Below are 19,101 nucleotides of genomic sequence, written 5' to 3'. Positions count from 1 at the left end.
AATGGAACTAATATGAACCCATAGTAGGTATCAATGAACAGAAAAACCGTCCTCAAAATAGATTTTAGATGTAAGTTATTTTTTTTGCAAGGAGGTACTCAATAACTTTATTCTGAAATTGTTTATGTTGTTTTACTTACCTATTTTAGTTGTGGTTTTTATTGATGTGTCATGTATTATTTTTATTTACTTTGTTCCATTGCTTCACAAGATCTAGCATAAAGGCGAACTCACTATATCGTAATGATATATAGACTATACTGTGGGTAATATGAAGTACCTAACTAGATATATTGTCACTCCATAATTGCATAAAGGTACAGTACAATACATGGGGCACGTGATATTACGGGAGATACATGACCATATATTTTTAGCAATTACAGTGAGTTTGATTAAGGTATTTGGACGAAAAAAGTTGTTCTTTGCTTAGTTAATAGCATGGCACAATAGTACCGCTGGAATCGCGTTTATATTTACCTAGTTCAGAGTTCTGTAATCGAGTTCCTCTAAAAACGGGTCCGTCTTTGCATACTCTTAAACCCTCTTCATCAATACAGCATGCACCACATACACCTATAGCGCACTTGAAGTAACGATGGAGACTGAACTCAGTTTTATGCAAACATTGTTTTGATTGGAGTATATCAAAGATACATGACATCATTATCTCGGGACCACATATGTATATCATATCATATTGGTCTAAATCGAGTTCTGAGAGGACGTCAGTTACAAAACCACATCGTGCACATGATCCGTCATCTGTGGTTATGTGAAGCATTCCCGAATTATTGAACCTTGACTCGAATAACAGTTCTGATTCTGTCCGTGCACCAAGTATAGTAGTAACTTTGATATTAGTACCTTGATTACCAGACATTTTTTCTGCAAGGGGTGCAAGTGGTGCTGCACCCACACCACCCGCGATGATGAGAACTTCACTCTTCTTCTTATTATTTTCAGGTAATGTGAAACCTGTACCATAGGGACCTCTGAGTCCTATACTGTCATCAATGTTCAGATCAAATAGTGCGGAAGTGGCTTCTCCCACTTTTTGCACTGTTATTGCGTTATTGTAGGATAATGCCATAGGTATTTCATCAATACCTCTGACCCATACCATAGCGAACTGGCCAATATTTTCTGATTTTAGTTCAGTGTCGAAGAAGAATGTACGGATAGTGGGTGTTTCATTCACTATATCTATGATACGTGCATTGATGGGTCGCATTTGATGTCATCTCGGTTCGTTCTTAAAATAACAAATTGATTTCAAGTCAAAGTTTGGTGTGTGCTATTCCTATAATATCTTCGATCTTAGTATAGGTATCATTTTCAGTTATGAATTGGTCTATTCCTTTAGAGACTGTACTAAAAATATTAATGTCGTCATATACTGCAGAACCTATCTGAACTCCCGAAGCTCCAGCCATCATCATCTCAACAGCATCTTCCCAGCAAGATACTCCTCCTGCACCTATTATAGGGATATCAAGAGCGGCATAGAGGTCGTAGATACATTTGATCGCAATTGGTTTTACAGGCGGGCCTGAGAGACCACCGAACCTGTTGCCCAGTATAGGGTACCCTGAACTGATATCTATCGCCATTCCTTTGACAGTATTGATGGCTACAATGGCATCAGCACCATTTTCCTGCGCTGAACGACCAATGGGTACGATATCTGTTACATTTGGCGTGAGTTTTACCCATACGGGTACATCGACCACATCCTTTACTGCAGCTGTTATGGTCCCAACAGCTCCCGGGTCGCATCCTATCATTGACCCGTAACCTTCTGCATGTGGGCAGCTTACATTCAGTTCGAATGCATCTATTACACCCTTCTCAGTGTTTTTTAGGAGTTGTGTTGCTATTTCTACGAATTCGGATGCTGTACCTCCGAATATACTGACTATTACAGGAGTGTCAGTGTTCTGTTCAACTTTCTCGATCTCTGCTTTGAAGTTATGGTATGAAGGGTTCGGGAGACCCATTGCATTAATGTATCCACCGGATTCCAGCTGGATCATTGTAGGGTTCTTATGTCCTTCCTTTTGGGATATTCCTATAGACTTGGTGACAAGTGCACCTGCACCACATTTCGAGATACGTATGAGAGATGCACCGGTGGTACCCATGATACCAGCTGCTAGTATAGTGGGATTTTTCAGTTTAAGACCTGTTATATTTATCATATGATATATCCTGAAACTTAGTTCATGAACCCTTTTCACATATCCTTCTGGGCTGCGAGTTGTTCCGCAGCGGCCCGTACCAGTCTTTTAGCCCCGAGGTCCACGAGTTTATGACCTAGTTCTAATGCATGTTCCTTATACTCGTCTCTGGGAATATTATCTTCAACTTCGATCGTTTCAGTACCGTCAAGAGATAGTACTTCGGCACGGACATAGATACTATCACCACTACCACTGATCTTTGCAAATGAACCTACAGGAACCACACAACCACCCTCAACCTCTTTTGTAATGATACGTTCGATCTCGGTCTCTATTCTGGAGGGTGCATGATCTAACATTGAGGTTAAAGTATCAGCTTCACTACCTTTCAATGTAACAACCGCAATAGTTCCTTGATTAGCTGAGGGACAGAAGTTCTTTGTGTCAAGACGCTGGTACTCCATATCTTGATCCCATTTCATGCGTTGGAGTCCCGCTTCTGCTAACATGATACCATCATACTGACCTGACCTTAGTTTTTTGAGTCTCGTATCGATATTACCACGCAGGTCCTTTATAATAAGGTCTGGTCTATATTTTAATAACTGGGCACGGCGACGCATTGAAGTAGTACCTATAATGGAACCCTTGGGTAGATCGTTTAATTTGGAGCCGTCAGGTGTTATTAGGATATCGTGAGGTGAGTCTCGTACCAGGACTGCTGAGGTAGAGAGGGTATCTGGTCGTTGTGTTGGTAGATCTTTCATTGAATGAACTGCAATATCGATCTCACCTGCGATCATTCTGTCATCGAGTTCACGTACGAAAGCACCAACACCGCCCAGTTCATGTAATGGTCTATCAGTAAATGAATCACCTGTGGTCTTAATGATCTGTTGGTCTGCGAATACGCCACGTTCTTCTAGCATCTGTGCAACAATCTCTGCTTGTGCACGTGCAAGTGAACTACCCCGGGTTCCAATTATCATGGATGATCAACTCCTGGTTCATTTATTTGAGGTTAGATTCATATGCTTGGATGGTTGTTTCAATCTCTTCTCGTGTATGGCAAGTTGATAGGAAATTGGTTTCGAACTGGGCTGGTGGTAAGAATATACCGTCGTTCAGCATCCGTTTAAAGAACTCGACATAACCTTGCTTATCACATTTTTGAATATCTTGATAGTTGGAAGGTCGCTCTGAGAAGAATATTTTGAACATTGAAGCAATTCCAGAAACGCTATAGTTCAGGTTAAGATCCTGTACAATTTCAGCTAATCTGACACGAACTTCATCTCCGAGTGTGTTAAGGTTTTCATGTACATTCTCAGATTCCAGTTTATCTATGACTGCAAGACCTGCTGTGACCACTGCAGGACTTCCACTGAATGTACCCGCTTGATAAATACCGCCAGATGGTGATACTTTTTCCATGATCTCTCTTTTACCACCAAAAACTCCTATTGGTAATCCGCCACCTACGATCTTTCCTAATGTCGTCATGTCAGGTGTAACACCGTAGAATTCCTGGGCACCACCCATAGCTAACCTGAATCCGGTAATGACCTCATCGAAAATGAGAAGAATATCGTTTTCTTCTGTTACTTTCCTGACCTCTTCAAGATATCCTTCATCTGGTAATATTGGACCGATATTACCCATAACAGGTTCCATGATAAGTGCAGCTACTTCGTCCTTATTGGATTCAATTCGAGATACCAGGGATTCAATGTCATTGTAGGGAACTTGAAGTGTATGTCGAGTGAAACTTTCGGGGACACCTAACGAATCAGGTTTACCATGAGTTGTTGCACCAGAGCCTGCTTGTACGAGTACAGCGTCATGAGCTCCATGGAATCCACCTTCGATCTTAATGAACTTATCTTTGCCAGTAAACCCACGTGCTGCTCGTAATGCGCTCATTGTAGCTTCAGTACCCGTAGACACGAACCTGAGCATATCGATGGATGGGTAGAGGTCAGATATACGGGTAGCTAGCTTGTACTCGTTCTCGATTGGAGTACCGTATAACCAACCTTTGTCGAGCTGATCAATGATAGCTCTTTTAATATCAGGGTCACCGTGCCCGAAGATGTTAGGGCCATAACCCATACAATAATCAATATACTCATTCCCATCAACGTCCCTTATAATTGAACCTGAGGCAGATTCGGTATAGAACGGATATGGTTTAATTGCTCGTACGGGACTGCTTACTCCACCCGGGAGTAGACTTTTCGCTTTATTGAACATCTCTTCAGATCTTTCCAAACTCATGAAAAAAACACCTTAATTGATTCTTAAATTCAAATAATATAATAAATATCTTGATCTATGCTATACTAACACAAGTCGTTGCATATAAAAATTGTTAGATTTTCTTATAAAACTTGTACTCTCATCTTATTCAAGTTAATTCATTTTAATAGTTCAGCCATATCCTTTGCGAAATATGTCAGGATCATGTCAGCACCTGATCTTTTTATTGAGAGTAATGATTCGTACATGACAGCCTTTTCGTCAAGCCATCCCTTTTCAGCTGCAGCTTTTATCATAGAGAATTCGCCACTGACATTATATGCTGCAGTAGGGATCTCAAACGCGCTCTTGATCCTGTAAAGTATGTCAAGATAGGGTAATGCAGGTTTTACCATAATAATATCCGCACCTTCCTGGATATCGAGTTCAACTTCTCTTAATGCTTCATTTGAATTCGCAGGATCCATTTGATAACTTGACCTGTCACCAAACGTATATCCCGAATCAGCTGCGTCCCTGAACGGACCGTAGAATGAGGATGCGTACTTTGCGGCATAGGACATAATGACAGTGTTCGAATGATTGTTCGTATCAAGGTCTGACCGGATCTTCCCGATCATACCGTCCATCATACCAGAAGGTGCAACTATATCAGCACCGGCATTTGCGTGACTTATAGCTACTTCTCCCAAGATCTCTAATGTGGGATCGTTAAGAATTTCTTTTGTACTCCTATCAATAATACCACAATGACCGTGACTCGTATATTCACATAAACAAACATCAGTTATAACGACCATGTCATCCCCCAATTCATCTTTAATTGACCTGACAGCGTTTTGGACCACATCGTCATCACCATATGCACAGGTTCCAGTTTCATCTTTTTCATGAGGTATTCCAAAAAGGATAACTGCAGGAATATCCAGGTCAGCTACACTTTTAGCTTCATTTGCAGCTTCTGATAATGGAACACGGTTCACACCAGGCATTGATGGTACTGGCTTATAACTATCTATGGTCTCGTCAACGAACATTGGGTATATCAGGTCGTTAGGGGCAAGTAGCGTTTCACGGACCATTTTTCTTATACTGGGACTCCTGAGTCTTCTCATTCTATCATGTGGGAACATAAGTATCAACTATCCTTTTCTTTTTGGTCATTATTGCATGTAGTATTACAGACATTGAATATTTTACAGATCGAATCAAGAAGTTCATCATCATCGTTCTCTGCAGCTTCTCTTAACACTTTAGTGGGTTCTGCCAGGATCTTGTTCACCATGGAATGTGTTAGGTCTTCTAATACACTGATCTCTCGATCACCTATTGTATGGTAAGCGCAGAGACGGTTAATTGCACGTTCTTTTTCACGTTCACGAACATTATACATCTCAGAATAAAGTTTAGCTATAATGACATCGGCTTTTTGCCGTTTATATTGTGTTTCAAGGTTTTCAAGTTCTTCAGCGATAATGATCTCAGCTTTTTTAGCTTCTTCCATTCTGATACGAATATTCTCTGCATTGATCGTTCTGAGACTATCTATATTATGGAGATTCACATTAGGAATATCACCCACACACTCCTCAATATCCCTTGGATTGGCTATATCTATAAGCAGTATTGGGTCGATCCTGTCCTTAATAGCATCCTCTACTATCTTTTTTGTAATAACGTGATGTGGAGCTGCAGTTGCACTGATGACAACATCAGCTGACTTGACACATTTGGTAATATGCTCGTAGGGTACGGCCATACCACCGAGTTCGTACGCTAATACTTGAGCACGTTTGAATGTACGGTTTGCAATGTATATGACATCAATATCACGATTCTTGAGTGCACGTGCAACAAGTCCACCCATTTCACCTGCACCGATAACAAGAATACGTTTACCTGTAAGGTTACCCAGTATCTTTTCAGCAAGGTCGACTGCTGCTGACCCAATAGAGACCGAACCCTTGTTCACTCTGGTCTCGTTACGTACACGTTTACCTACCTGTGTGGCTTTTTTGAATGCAGTATCAAGTATTTTACCAGTAGTACCGTTAGATCTCGCAGCTGCGTACATATCTTTCATTTGACCAAGTATCTGATCTTCACCCACGATCATGGATTCAAGGCCACATGCGAGACGGAGTAGATGATTCAGTGTTTCTTTATGGTCATAGAACTCTACAATTTCAGGAGAGATCCCTTTATCATCAGCAAAAGTGTAAAGTGGGTCAAGACCCGATTGTGAAACTATATAGATCTCAGTGCGGTTACATGTTTTTAGGACCACACATTCTTCAATACAATCATTAGAATATAACTTGTCAAGTATATCTTCAGGCTCGTCTTTAAGTGCAGCTTCCATTTCCTCAACACATGCTTTTTCGTGTGTTATGACCATACTTGAGATATTCGTCAAATTACTCCTCCACATAAGGGGATGGTATAATATTTAATTTGGATCTTTATTGGTAAATGTTCGAACTTCATTCTGAGCTATATCCAACGCTTTATTGTACCCATTTTCATAGGATATTGATAAGTTATCCCATACGTCCTTTGATTCGAGTATAGTCCAGAGTATATCTTTTCTTTTCTCTTGCTCAGTGACGTTTTGTTTTAAATATGTACGGATTTCATGTTGGACTCGTATCATATCAGCATATTCAGGAGTTATGAGTCTTTCGATTTGGTAACGCGTGAATTTTGATAATGCGGGACTTGACCCAGAACTCGAGATACTGATACATAGTTCACCACGTTGTACTATTGAAGGTACAACAATATCACTTCCCGGTCCGTTAACCTCATTGACAAATATTCCCGATGATTTAGCCAGTTCTGCTATTCTTTGGTTTAATTGTACATCACTTGTTGCAGTAATAACTATGAACGCAGTTGATATTAATTCATTGAGTTCAGTGTCAGTTACAGAGTGCAGGTCCATAATGACTAAATTGATCTGACCTGATTCACCCATTCTTTTGATAGTGTTAGTGAACTCGGAACTGATCACAGTGGTTTTAGCGTATTGAGAGAATAGTTTGGATTTACGTTCACCCACATTACCACCACCAAAAATAACAATCTCTTTATTGTCCATTTGTATCATTAGGGGAAGGAAATTGGGTGTTGATGGATTTGATGTCGACATAATTCACATATCCTTAAAATGATGTCATTGACTTAATTGAAATTAAATTAAATGAAATTAAATTAAATTCGAGTTCCAGTCTTTTTAAATTCCTTTTCACTAAAAAGGAGTTTATAATCAGTAATTCCGGTAGCTTCTGAGATACGTTCAGCTACTTTTATACAATCTTCTTTAGTATATGAATGTACCATGGTGAACAGGTTATAGGGCCAGTCAGGGTATCGCGGTCGCTCGTAACAGTGTGTCACTTCAACAAATTCTGCCATAACTTGTCCCACGTTTTCCACATCTTCTTCTGGTACGTTCCATGTACACATGGCATTAGCAGTGATCCCGATCTTGCGATGGCCTATAGATGCACCGAACCTGCGTATGATCCCATGTTCCTGCATTTGTTTGATTGTGTCCACAACTTCCTGTTCCGACATGCCCATATTATCAGCTATTTCTTTGAATGGGTGTTTAGTGAACGGGATACCATCTTGTGTGGCTTTGAGTAACTGTGTATATATTTCTTTCATAGTACCGTATCTCATTTAATATCGAACTGGACACCTATCTTGAACAGTCGTACCGTAGGCAGTTCTATAAGGGGGCAATCTGTACTGGTTTTGATCTCTTCAAGGATAGTATCCAATCTCTTCTTGTTCTCTGCGGAAACTGTGAACCATATATTGTAATTGTCACGCCGTAAATAGTTATGTGATACTTCAGGGTACTGGTTAATGAACTCTGCAACTTCATCAATTCTCTCATCAGGTGCCTTAACGGCAGCCAATGTACTTACACCACCTAACTTCTTTGTATTTATCACTGGCCCGATCCTGCGGATGGCACCTGCTCTGTGTAATCTGTCCAAGCGTTCAATAACTTCATTTTCACTGACATTGAGTTCTTCTGCAAGTTTGGCGTAAGGTCTTGTGTCTAATGGGAAATCAAACTGGATAGTGTTAAGTATTCTTTTATCAATGTCATCTAAGTGTATCATTTTATCGCCTTTTCTGTGGTATATAGACACAATATGGTTCTTCTTCAAGGTAATCCCCAGTTGCAGCATAAGCACGGGCTCTACATCCACTACATATGAACCTATACTCGCAAACACCACATTTGCCTTTCAGATTATTAGGGTCACGCAGGTCATTGAATATGGTTGCATTTTCCCATATGTCCTTAAAACTTGTTTCCTTGATATTACCAGCGGGTTCTGGGAGATAGCCGCAGGTATAGACTCCACCAACACTTGAAACAAAACAAAAAGATGTACCTCCAAGACATCCTCGTGTCATTGCACTGTATCCGTGAGGATGGGATTTGGAATGAGGGTGCTCAGAACCAGACATTGCGGGTGGTGGAGTCGTACCTTCTTCTTTACTTCTCTGTTTCATTATTCTGAAATAATGGGGTGCACATGTTGCCTTTAATTGGATCTTAGCCGTCTTTTGTTTGTCATAGAACCAGTTGAGGACATTTTCATAATCTTCTGGCGGGATTTCCTCATTCTCTATCTCTTTACCTCTTCCAGTAGGAACGAGCATGAAAATATGGAGTGCTACTGCACCTATATGTTGAGCAAATTCGTAGATCGATGGGATCTCGGAAAGGTTACGTTTTGTTATAGTAGTATTTATTTGGAACTCGAGTCCTGCATCTTTTATTATATTGATACCTTCTAGTGCCTGGTCAAAGGAACCCTCAGAACCCCTGAACTTGTCATGTGATTCTGCAGTGGAACCGTCAATACTTACACTTATCCTCTGAATACCTGATTCAATGAGTCTGTTCACCATATTTTCATCTAGAAGTGTACCGTTGGTGGCCAGGACTACTCGTAATCCTTTATTGGTTCCGTACTCAGCGATCTCATAAACATCTTCTCTGACAAGCGGTTCCCCTCCACTGAGTATTAGTATTGGATTACTCATTCCAGCGATCTCGTCAATGAATCTCTTAGATTCAATTGTAGTGAGTTCACCAGGAACTTCTTCGTCAGTGGATGCACCTCTACAGTGAACACAAGAGAGGTTACAACGTGCTGTAAATTCCCAAGCAATAAGTTTTGGTGGTGTGACCATGAAAATCATCTTTACCTGAAATATTATTTATACTTGTTCAATATTGAATATGATAAGCTTGTGAGTAGGATGTAGAGTATACTATAATTACATTTTTGTGTCGGATACAATAATTATATTAATACTGACAAATAATTGACAATAAGGTTCTTGAAACGTAAATGTGTTACTTGGGTGGTAAGTGAATAATGGACGCCTTATATCTCGCATATGGTATTACCGGATTATTTATATTATTATATATTTTATATCTTATAAAAACAAGAAAAGAGCTTAAGAGTGAATTGGATAGACTTGAAGAGCTTAGCAGAAGGGAAGGTGGACACTAAAATGAGCAGAAAAAACGTATTAGTTTCAGTTGCTGTAATAATAGTTGTTGCAGTAGTTGGACTCTGGGGTGTTGAATTTTCTGCGGGATACCAGACGGTATCGGAAACAATGTCTGGAAACTATGAGAGTGGTCAGAATGTTAATGTTATGGGTATCATAAAAGAAGATACACTCTCTATATCTACTGACAGGATCGAGTTTGTTCTCCATGATGATGAGAATGTTAATGACAATATATACGTTGAATATGTAGGTAATGCTCCAACAAATATCGTTGAGGGACAGACCATAAGTCTTAGTGGTACACTAGTAGATCAAGGGAAGATAGAAGCTGATAAGATAGTTATTGGATGTCCTTCAAGGTACCAAACATGAAATTGGAATTACATAACATTTATTTAGATTGAACTGATGAAGGTGCTTAATGAACATTGAGCAATGGGATGAGTACATTGCGGTCAAACAGGCCATGGACGACCTGGTTAAAGATCTGGAAATATCCCGACCAATGAAAGAGATGGTACAGCATGCGTGTATTAATGGTGGTAAATTAATTCGGCCAATAATACTCTTACTCACAACGGACCTCTGTGGTGGAGATTATAAGAAAAGCATTAATGCAGCTGTTGCTATTGAAATGATCCATTCAGCTTCACTTATTCATGACGATGTTTTAGATGAAGGTACATTACGTCGTGGTGCTCCTTCTATGTATAGGCAGTTTGGTTGTTCTTCTGCAATACTATGTGGCGATTTTCTTATTTCAAAAGCGATCGAACTAATATCACCTTATGATAGTAGGGCAGTAAGGGACTTTGGACGTGCAGGTATGCATATGTCTCAAGGTGAGGTCATGGATATCATAAGTTTCAAACAAGGTTTTGGAATAAATGAGTATATTGAATGTGTGACCAATAAGACAGCATCATTGTTTTCATCCAGTGCTTCGATCGGTGCATATAATGCTGGAGCTGATGAGGAAATGGCCATGAGATGTAGGCGGTTTGGAACTAATGTGGGTATTGCATATCAGATGGTAGATGATATTTTAGAGTATATGGATGTACTTGATGATAAGAACTCCAAAAAAGTATCAGTATCCTTACCACACATATTCGATGATCAGGATATGGATCGAGATGATATTATATCGAGTTCGGTAAATGAAGTTAAGAAATATGTCGATGCTGCCAGGTCTGAGCTTGGTTCATTCGACTGTACAGAAACTGTTCGCAAGTTGTATAGTATAACTGATTATATCACAATAGATATGTTACCATCACATGTCTTAGATTAGGTAGGTCAAGGTTCCAATATAAGTACGAATGAACGATTTAATTAACATTTTATGTTGTGTTAATAGGATAGACAAATGTTCTAATTCTAATAATGTCTATTGATAAGATTTTTTAGGTGAATTTATGCGTGTTTATGATAGTACGTTACTTAAGGTGAATGCAAATACAGAAAACGAAAGGGTTGTACTTGAAGCTGAAGGTACTCTGGGTGCTTTAGCCAGACCCGTGATCAGACGTATTAATAAGATGTTCGAGGACGAGAAACCGGTATTATCTGAAGATGATAAGATAATATTTTCCACATGGGTACCCCCGATACCAAGTGATGCCTTTAATCGCGTGATAGCTGCACAAATGGCACCTTTGCGGAACAGGAAAGTACCTGATCAATTATCCATTGGTATCACTATGAACTGTCCTAATAAATGTATTCACTGTGGTGCAGCAGACATTGTAGCTGACCCTGAACTTTCTTTAAATGAGATCAATGATACTGTAAATGAAGCTATTGAGATGGGCTCGTATTTGATATCATTTGATGGTGGTGAGACCATGCTTCGTAGAGATCTGGTGGATATGGTAGCAAACGTGAATTCAAGTAAAGCTATAGCTACATGTTTCACTTCAGGGTATGGTTTAACTGAACAAAGGGCAAAAGAACTCAAGGAAGCTGGACTCTATGCAATGCGAGTGAGCATGGACAGTCCTTTCGAGGAAGAACATGATAGGGTACGTGGTCGTAAGGGTTCGTATAAGGAAGCTATTGAAGGTATAAAGAACTCAAAGAATGCAGGGATATTCACTGATATGTTCATAGTAGTATCACCTGAGAATATCGATAATTTACCTGATTTCTATGAATTGGCATCTGAGCTTGGTATGGATGAGATGTCCCTTTATGAGATAGTTGCAGTTGGACGCTGGCTGGAACACGAGGATGAGGTCATATCGGAGCAAGATGTTGATAGATTAGCATCATTCCAGAAAAAAATGAATGCTAGAAAAGAAGGGCCAAGGGTAACTGCTTTCCCCTACTTTATGGGACCTGACCAGTTTGGGTGTTTTGCTGGTCGCAGATGGATACATGTGACCTCTGCAGGTGATGTATTACCGTGTGCTTATACACCATTATCCTTTGGTAATATCAGAGAAGAAGGATTAAAGGCAGCTTGGAAGAAAATGACATCACATTCTGCATACAAGTGTTCTGCTGAATCTTGTATGATGAGGGATACGTCTTTTAGGCAAGAATATATTCATACAATTCCCAGCAGTTCTACATTGCCTTATAGGATGGACCGTTAATTTTGTTTTTCAAAGCAGGGAATTCTTTTCCCATTTTCATAATTTTTGTGAAATATTTTTTGAATTCTAGTTGACATTAGAGTTATATATGACTTATTTTATTAGAAAAGCTACACCTGTCAACTATGTCAACTAAAACCGAATAACTTATATGTAAGTTAGCAATAGGAAAGAACATTCTTTTGACTTACAAATATCATTACAATCTCAATGAGGATTCATATGGCCAAAGCTGAAATCTTATCACAAATTAAGGAAACAGAAACAAGTGCAAAAGAAATGGTTGAAGAAGCCATTGAGGCTAAGAATAAAAAAGTGTCCAAGGCTCGAGCAGAGGCTAGAGAGATCATAAAGCAGGCTGAAGCTGAAGCTGAAGAGTCAGCAGATAACTCAATGCGATCTGCTCAAAAAGAGATCCAATCAGAGCGTGAAAAGATCATCGATAAAGGCAATGAGGAAGCTGAAGCACTTAGAAGCAAAGCACGAACTAATATGGATGAAGCTATTGATTATCTCTTGAAAGAATTTGAGAGGTCGGTACATGCTTAGTCCTAAACCAATGACACATGCTTTGATTGTTGGGCACAGGAACATAATGAAAGATACTGTCGATAAACTACATGAACTAAGTTTATTGCATATAGATGACTATAATGAAGAGGAAACCGGATTCAATATAGGCAAACCTTTCGAGAAGGCAAGTGAAGTATCCAGGAAACTTGTTAAGTTAAGATCATTGACAAGTTTACTTGAACTTGAGAAAAAGTATACTACTCCTACATTGGACGAAATACCTGAAGAATTCGACCAGAAACTGGAAGAACTCGATGACCTTGTTTCCCAGAAGACTGAAGCGCGTAAGGACGTGGAAGCACAGGTACGTGAACTTGAAACTCTTAAGAACGACCTTTTACCTTTGGCCGGTATTCCTGTTGACCTCGAACTATATCGAGGATATGATAATTTAAAGGTCTTTGTAGGCAGTATAGGTGTCAATATAAAGCCTGAGATCGAAGATATCACATCATCCTTTGAACTTTTCACTGATTCACATTCATCCACAATAGCACTCTTTGTTCCAATAGGACATGAAGAGGCAGTTTCTAACATACTTTCTAACCGATCATTCAAAGAACTTAAGGTTCCTGATGTCCACGGTCTACCTTCAGAGAACATTACGAAGATCGACCAGGATATTGAGAAACTTGAGCTCAAGATCGAAAGTATTGAAGAAGAGATCATTGATCTGAAAGAACAATATTCTGAATTCATTCTTGCAGGTGAAAAGAAATTATCTGTTGAGAACGAGAAACTTGAAGCGCCGCTTAGAATAGCAACATCAGATCACACATTTGTTATTGATGGATGGGTACCGACTCAGGATTTTGAAATTCTCGAAAAGTCATTGAATGAAGCTACTGATAATAGGATCAATATATCTAAACTCGAGGAGAAGGATTTTGGGTCAGCTGAACCTAGGGATCCACCTACTGAGTATAATAACAAGAAGTTCGCACAACCATTCCAGGAACTTGTGGACCTTTTCTCTCGTCCAAAATATCACGAGCTCGATCCTACGATAGTATTGTTCTTTACATTCCCATTATTCTATGGTCTGATCCTAGGAGATATGGGTTATTCTCTATTACTGTTAGGTATTGCTTATGCAGTATACAAACTGGTTAGTATACCCACAGTGAGATCATTAATGATTGTACTGATAGTGTGTCAGATATTCTCGCTGATGTTTGGACTGATATATATGGAGATATTCGGATTCCCATTAGCTGGATATTATACTGCTGATGGAGCGTTCCAGGCAGGACTGATACCAGGATTCATGACGATCGATCTGTTCGTATCACCTATAAGTAATGAGATGATACAGTATCCATTACATAGACAATACGTGATCGATACGATACTTGTATTATCAGTGGTCATAGGTTTATTACACATCAATCTTGGATACCTACTAGGATTCCTCAAGGTACACAGGAACCACGGATTTGTTGAAGCTGTCTTTGAAAAAGGTAGCTGGTTCGTGTTGCAAATATCCTTTTTGCTATTAGCACTTGGATACCTCGGATATATTCCGATCTGGGCAGGACTCGCAGTACTAGTGTTAAGTATTGGGATGCTGTTTAGAGGTGAAGGTGTTCAGGGACCTATCGAGATCCCATCATTTATAAGTAACACAGTGTCATACACGCGTGTTGCTGCTGTAGGACTATCCCACATTTACATTGCATCAACCATAAATATGATCAGTCTAGAAATGGTGATGCCTGAGTCATTTGGACTGATGACAATATTTGCAATACTCGTATTAATATTAGGACACGCATTAAACACGGTCCTGAGTATTATAGCCCCCGGTTTACATGCAATTAGGTTGCAGTACGTAGAGTTTTTCACTAAATTCTACGAAGGCGGTGGCAGAATCTATAACCCATTTGGAAATTTAAAATAAAAAAAATCATAGAAAAAAATTGGAGGAATAAGAAACATGACAGAACCAAGCATATGGACTAACCCTGAAGGATGGAAAGCAATCGGTGCAGCATTAGCAGTTGGAATTACAGCAATTGCAACAGCTCTGGTACAGAGAGAGATCGGAAGTGCAGCTATAGGTGCTATTATAGAGAACGAAGCTTTGTTTGGTAAAGCTCTTATCCTGACTGTTATCCCAGAAGCTATCGTTATCTTTGGCCTGGTAGTTGCATTGATCATTGCGTGAGCTGGAAAGTGTTTTAAAGGGTATCTTACCCTTTAATTATTTTAGGATGTGATAGGATGGGTCTTGAACCAGTACTTAATGATATAAAGGAAGCTTCTAAGGACGAAGTCTCTAAAATTCAACAAGAGGCAGATGAAGAAGCTACCAGGATACTAGATGAAGCAAGACAAAAGGCGAAGAAGATCAAGGGAGATAGATTGCTAAAAGCTGAAGAAGATATCGATAATATGCGTCGGCAGGAATTATCCAGTGCCAAACTTGACGTAAAACGTATTATTCTAAATGTCAAGAAAGAAATGCCTGACGAAGTTTTCGATAAAGCCTTAGAATCGTTATCCCACTTGAGTCCTGAGAAGAACGAGGAATACTTGAAAACCATACTCGATAAACAGGCTGAAAATGGTACTAAAGTCTATTCTAACAAGGAATCTGAACCAATTGTCAAGAAACTTACATCTCTCGAATATGCCGGTAATATTGACTGTGTTGGTGGCGTTATTATAGAGGACGAGGATGGAAAAGTCCGTCTAGATTATACTTATGAATCTATACTCAAAGAAGTAAATGAGCGCTCTCTTAAAGAAATATCTGATATCTTGTTTGGGTGAGTTTAAATGTCGTTAATGGATACAATAGAACGCGGTTGGAATGGATTGAAACGCGGTTGGAATGGATTGATTGGTACACGCCATATTAAAGGTAGTAGGAAAGGTACTGCCAATTACTCTTATCTCAATGCACGTGTAAAAGGAATGAAAGGCCATCTATTTCCAAAAGAAACGTATCCCAGACTTATGAATATGGAAATTGATCAAATTGCCAGGTACATTCAGGAATCTTCATATAAAGAAGATATAGATCAACTGGCTCAGTCGTACGAGAGTGCTGATTTGGTAGAACATGCGTTGAATCGAAATCTAGCAGTATCTTTTACAAAATTGATTAATATCTCAGAAGATGAACCAAAATATTTGATTACAGAGTATCTGAGAAAATTTGATGTCTGGAACATAAAAACTATTCTTCGTGGAAAACATGTTGGTGCATCATCTGCTGAGATCAAAGAAAACTTAGTTTCTGCAGGTGAGTATACTTATACCTTCTTGTCAGGTTTAGCTGGAAAAGAGTCAACTGATGAGGTGATAGAAGCGTTTTCTGAAAGTTATTATTATCAGATACTAAAACAGTTTGACGGTACTAATCTTTCTGACATTGAGAATATGCTTGATAAAATGTATTATGAGCATTTGTATCAGTCAATTTATGAGACTAGGACCAAAGAGTTCAAGTTATTTTTAAGGTTCGTTCAGACCGAGATCGATGTGAGAAACTTGCTTACTTTGTTTAGGACCAAGAAAGAAAATCTTGCAGAAGACGAGATCATGGAAATGATGATCGATAACGGAAACGTATTTGAAATGGACGATTTAAAGAAACTGGTATCGTTATCTTATGAAGAGTTCATAGATGAGTTGAAACGGTATTCTCTATGGGATAAGATATCGGACTGTTGTAGTATTGAGATGAGTTCACTGATAGCTATGGAAACGAGTTTAAAGAAATATTCATTGACTTATGCAAGACAATTCTCACATGCAAATCCTCTATCCATTGCGACTATCATGGATTACATTATCACAAAGAACAATGAAGTTAACAATTTACGTATAATAGTTCGAGGTAAGTCTGCGGGACTCTCGGATGAAATTATTAGGAACCAGTTGGTGATTTGATGGAATTGGCTGTTGTTGGAAATGGTGAATTTGTAACTGGATTTAGACTGGCTGGTATCAGAAAGGTACATGAAGCCAATGATAATGAGCTTGAGAGTACTGTACGAAGTATTCTTGAAGATCCAAAAGTTGGTATTCTTATAATGCATGAAAATGACCTTAAAAAACTACCGGAAATATTGAAATTGAAATTAAATGAATCAGTTGAACCCACGGTAGTAACTCTTGGAGGTACTGGGGAAAGCTCGAATCTACGAGATAAAATAAAACAATCGGTAGGTGTAGATCTGTGGAAGTAAAAGGTAAAATTTATCGAATTGCAGGGCCTGTTGTCACTGTTGTCGGCATTAAACCAAAGATGTATGATGTGGTTAAGGTCGGACATGAAGGACTGATGGGTGAAGTGATCAGGATCGAAAATGAAAAAGCTACTGTTCAGGTATATGAAGAGACTGCAGGTATCAGACCTGGTGAACCTGTTGTGAATACAGGTATGCCGCTCTCTGTTGAACTTGGACCCGGATTATTGGAAAGTATTTATGATGGTATTCAGAGACCACTTAAAGTACTTGAAGAAAAAATGGGTAATTTCATACAAAGAGGTGTGACTGCAAACGGGCTTGATCGCGAGAAGAAATGGGATTTCAAACCCACTGTATCCAAAGGAGATTCGGTAAAGGGTGGAGATGTTATTGGTATAGTTCAAGAGACACCTAACATTGAACATAAGGTCATGGTGAAACCAGGTGTATCAGGCTCAGTATCTGATATCAAGAGTGGTGAGTTCACAGTTGATACTCCTGTATGTATATTATCTGACGGTACTGAACTTACAATGATGCAGGAATGGCCTGTTAGGGTACCACGACCTGTAGTAAAGAAATTGATGCCAAACAGACCATTGGTTACAGGTCAACGTATCCTTGATGGAATGTTTCCTGTAGCAAAAGGTGGTACTGCAGCAATCCCTGGACCGTTCGGGTCTGGAAAGACTGTTACTCAGCAACAACTTGCAAAGTGGAGTGATACTGATATAGTTGTTTATATCGGATGTGGTGAACGTGGTAATGAGATGGCTGATGTTCTCAGTGAGTTCCCAGAACTCGAGGATCCAAAGACTGGCAGACCTTTGATGGAAAGAACTGTACTTATCGCGAATACTTCGAACATGCCAGTAGCTGCTCGTGAAGCTTCAGTTTATACCGGGATCACTATTGCAGAATATTATCGTGACATGGGTTATGATGTATCACTGATGGCAGATTCTACTTCGAGATGGGCTGAAGCTATGAGAGAGATCTCGTCACGACTTGAAGAAATGCCCGGTGAAGAAGGTTATCCTGCATACTTGTCAGGTAGATTGTCCGAATTCTATGAGAGGGCAGGGTATGTTCAATCACATTCTGGTACTGAAGGTTCAATTACAGTAATTGGGGCAGTATCCCCACCGGGTGGTGACTTCTCAGAACCTGTTACTCAGAACACGCTTCGTATAGTGAAGGTTTTCTGGGCACTTGATGCAAAGCTTGCACAAAAGAGACATTTCCCATCGATTAACTGGTTGACCAGTTACAGTTTATATTCTGAGAACTTGTCAGATTGGTTTAGTGAAAATGTTGCTTCTGACTGGGTTAAGCTCAGGAACTATGCTATGGATATGCTACAAGAAGAATCTGAATTACAGGAAATTGTACAACTTGTAGGATCTGACGCATTGCCAGAAGACCAACAATTAAAACTTGAAGTTGCACGACTTATAAGAGAATATTTCCTTCAACAGAACGCATTCCATCCTGTGGACACATACTGTCCTTTCGAGAAACAGTACAAGCTCCTAAAATCGATCTCAAAGTATGGTGATATGGCCTCAGAAGCACTTGAATCTGGTGTACTCATCAAGGATATCATTTCAGTAAAAGCAAAGGACGAGCTTGCTAAGGTCAAGTTCGAAGAGGAATTTGAGACTGAACTGAACAGGGTCTTGGAGATGATGGATGAAGAGTTTGCACAACTGGGAGGCAAATGAA

At 39.5% G+C, this 19,101-nt stretch carries 21 protein-coding genes; 11 read left to right on the top strand and 10 right to left on the bottom strand.

Translation table 11 applies throughout. The annotated features are described in order from the left end of the window. Nucleotides 1–433 precede the first annotated feature (433 nt). The 10 genes from J2T59_RS02235 to ahbD all read right to left on the bottom strand — a co-directional run bounded on the left by J2T59_RS02235 (nucleotide 434) and on the right by ahbD (nucleotide 9,677). The gene (locus J2T59_RS02235) at nucleotides 434–1,234 is read right to left on the bottom strand and encodes a dihydroorotate dehydrogenase electron transfer subunit (protein WP_259133529.1); all 801 of its coding nucleotides are present in this window, start codon (nucleotides 1,232–1,234) and stop codon (nucleotides 434–436) included. Nucleotides 1,235–1,280: 46 nt separating this feature from the next. Next, complete coding sequence (locus J2T59_RS02230) at nucleotides 1,281–2,201, bottom strand: dihydroorotate dehydrogenase (protein ID WP_259133527.1); 921 nt, start codon at nucleotides 2,199–2,201, stop codon at nucleotides 1,281–1,283. A 35-nt stretch (nucleotides 2,202–2,236) separates the two neighbouring features. Next, nucleotides 2,237–3,172, bottom strand: coding sequence for a hydroxymethylbilane synthase (hemC, locus tag J2T59_RS02225; protein WP_259133524.1), 936 nt, complete (start codon nucleotides 3,170–3,172; stop codon nucleotides 2,237–2,239). 22 nt (nucleotides 3,173–3,194) lie between these two features. Then, complete coding sequence (hemL, locus tag J2T59_RS02220) at nucleotides 3,195–4,460, bottom strand: glutamate-1-semialdehyde 2,1-aminomutase (RefSeq protein WP_259133522.1); 1,266 nt, start codon at nucleotides 4,458–4,460, stop codon at nucleotides 3,195–3,197. Nucleotides 4,461–4,600: 140 nt separating this feature from the next. Then, nucleotides 4,601–5,575, bottom strand: a complete 975-nt coding sequence (gene hemB, locus J2T59_RS02215; RefSeq protein ID WP_259133519.1) for a porphobilinogen synthase — start codon at nucleotides 5,573–5,575, stop codon at nucleotides 4,601–4,603. A 5-nt stretch (nucleotides 5,576–5,580) separates the two neighbouring features. Further along, nucleotides 5,581–6,858, bottom strand: a complete 1,278-nt coding sequence (gene hemA, locus J2T59_RS02210) for a glutamyl-tRNA reductase (protein WP_259133517.1) — start codon at nucleotides 6,856–6,858, stop codon at nucleotides 5,581–5,583. A 33-nt stretch (nucleotides 6,859–6,891) separates the two neighbouring features. After that, nucleotides 6,892–7,593 (bottom strand): precorrin-2 dehydrogenase/sirohydrochlorin ferrochelatase family protein, encoded by a 702-nt coding sequence (locus J2T59_RS02205; RefSeq protein ID WP_259133516.1) that lies wholly within the window; start codon nucleotides 7,591–7,593, stop codon nucleotides 6,892–6,894. A gap of 62 nt (nucleotides 7,594–7,655) precedes the next feature. Continuing rightward, nucleotides 7,656–8,114: a siroheme decarboxylase subunit beta gene (gene ahbB, locus J2T59_RS02200; RefSeq protein WP_259133515.1), complete on the bottom strand. Its 459-nt coding sequence runs from the start codon at nucleotides 8,112–8,114 to the stop codon at nucleotides 7,656–7,658. An 11-nt stretch (nucleotides 8,115–8,125) separates the two neighbouring features. Beyond that, nucleotides 8,126–8,581, bottom strand: a complete 456-nt coding sequence (gene ahbA, locus J2T59_RS02195; protein WP_259133514.1) for a siroheme decarboxylase subunit alpha — start codon at nucleotides 8,579–8,581, stop codon at nucleotides 8,126–8,128. A gap of 1 nt (nucleotide 8,582) precedes the next feature. Continuing rightward, on the bottom strand, nucleotides 8,583–9,677 hold the full coding sequence (gene ahbD / locus J2T59_RS02190) for a heme b synthase (protein ID WP_259133513.1): 1,095 nt from the start codon (nucleotides 9,675–9,677) through the stop codon (nucleotides 8,583–8,585). Nucleotides 9,678–9,856: 179 nt separating this feature from the next. Here ahbD and J2T59_RS02185 point away from each other — a divergent pair, with 179 nt between their 5' ends. From J2T59_RS02185 to J2T59_RS02135, 11 genes are all read left to right on the top strand, one after another. After that, complete coding sequence (locus J2T59_RS02185; protein ID WP_259133512.1) at nucleotides 9,857–9,997, top strand: CcmD family protein; 141 nt, start codon at nucleotides 9,857–9,859, stop codon at nucleotides 9,995–9,997. Between the two features lies 1 nt (nucleotide 9,998). Continuing rightward, nucleotides 9,999–10,373, top strand: coding sequence for a cytochrome c maturation protein CcmE domain-containing protein (locus J2T59_RS02180; RefSeq protein ID WP_259133511.1), 375 nt, complete (start codon nucleotides 9,999–10,001; stop codon nucleotides 10,371–10,373). A 49-nt stretch (nucleotides 10,374–10,422) separates the two neighbouring features. Continuing rightward, complete coding sequence (locus J2T59_RS02175) at nucleotides 10,423–11,295, top strand: polyprenyl synthetase family protein (protein ID WP_259133509.1); 873 nt, start codon at nucleotides 10,423–10,425, stop codon at nucleotides 11,293–11,295. 124 nt (nucleotides 11,296–11,419) lie between these two features. Beyond that, nucleotides 11,420–12,601, top strand: coding sequence for a radical SAM/SPASM domain-containing protein (locus tag J2T59_RS02170; protein ID WP_259133507.1), 1,182 nt, complete (start codon nucleotides 11,420–11,422; stop codon nucleotides 12,599–12,601). Nucleotides 12,602–12,823: 222 nt separating this feature from the next. Next, the gene (gene ahaH, locus J2T59_RS02165; RefSeq protein ID WP_259133505.1) at nucleotides 12,824–13,150 is read left to right on the top strand and encodes an ATP synthase archaeal subunit H; all 327 of its coding nucleotides are present in this window, start codon (nucleotides 12,824–12,826) and stop codon (nucleotides 13,148–13,150) included. After that, entirely contained in the window at nucleotides 13,143–15,074 is a 1,932-nt protein-coding gene (locus J2T59_RS02160) for a V-type ATP synthase subunit I (RefSeq protein WP_259133503.1), read from the top strand. The genes ahaH and J2T59_RS02160 overlap by 8 nt, the downstream gene beginning before the upstream one ends. A 36-nt stretch (nucleotides 15,075–15,110) precedes the next feature. After that, nucleotides 15,111–15,341 carry a V/A-type ATP synthase subunit gene (locus tag J2T59_RS02155; protein WP_259133501.1) on the top strand — a complete coding sequence of 77 codons (231 nt, stop codon included), beginning with the start codon at nucleotides 15,111–15,113 and terminating at the stop codon, nucleotides 15,339–15,341. Between the two features lie 56 nt (nucleotides 15,342–15,397). Next, complete coding sequence (locus J2T59_RS02150; protein ID WP_259133499.1) at nucleotides 15,398–15,949, top strand: V-type ATP synthase subunit E; 552 nt, start codon at nucleotides 15,398–15,400, stop codon at nucleotides 15,947–15,949. A gap of 6 nt (nucleotides 15,950–15,955) precedes the next feature. After that, on the top strand, nucleotides 15,956–17,074 hold the full coding sequence (locus J2T59_RS02145) for a V-type ATP synthase subunit C (protein WP_259133497.1): 1,119 nt from the start codon (nucleotides 15,956–15,958) through the stop codon (nucleotides 17,072–17,074). Continuing rightward, nucleotides 17,074–17,373, top strand: coding sequence for a V-type ATP synthase subunit F (locus J2T59_RS02140; protein ID WP_259133496.1), 300 nt, complete (start codon nucleotides 17,074–17,076; stop codon nucleotides 17,371–17,373). The genes J2T59_RS02145 and J2T59_RS02140 overlap by 1 nt, the downstream gene beginning before the upstream one ends. Continuing rightward, on the top strand, nucleotides 17,364–19,100 hold the full coding sequence (locus J2T59_RS02135; RefSeq protein ID WP_259133495.1) for an ATP synthase subunit A: 1,737 nt from the start codon (nucleotides 17,364–17,366) through the stop codon (nucleotides 19,098–19,100). The genes J2T59_RS02140 and J2T59_RS02135 overlap by 10 nt, the downstream gene beginning before the upstream one ends. Nucleotide 19,101 lies beyond the last annotated feature (1 nt).

Source organism: Methanosalsum natronophilum (assembly GCF_024808815.1).
Classification (GTDB): Archaea; Halobacteriota; Methanosarcinia; order Methanosarcinales; family Methanosarcinaceae; genus Methanosalsum; species Methanosalsum natronophilum.
This window is presented reverse-complemented; position numbering and strand designations above follow the sequence as displayed.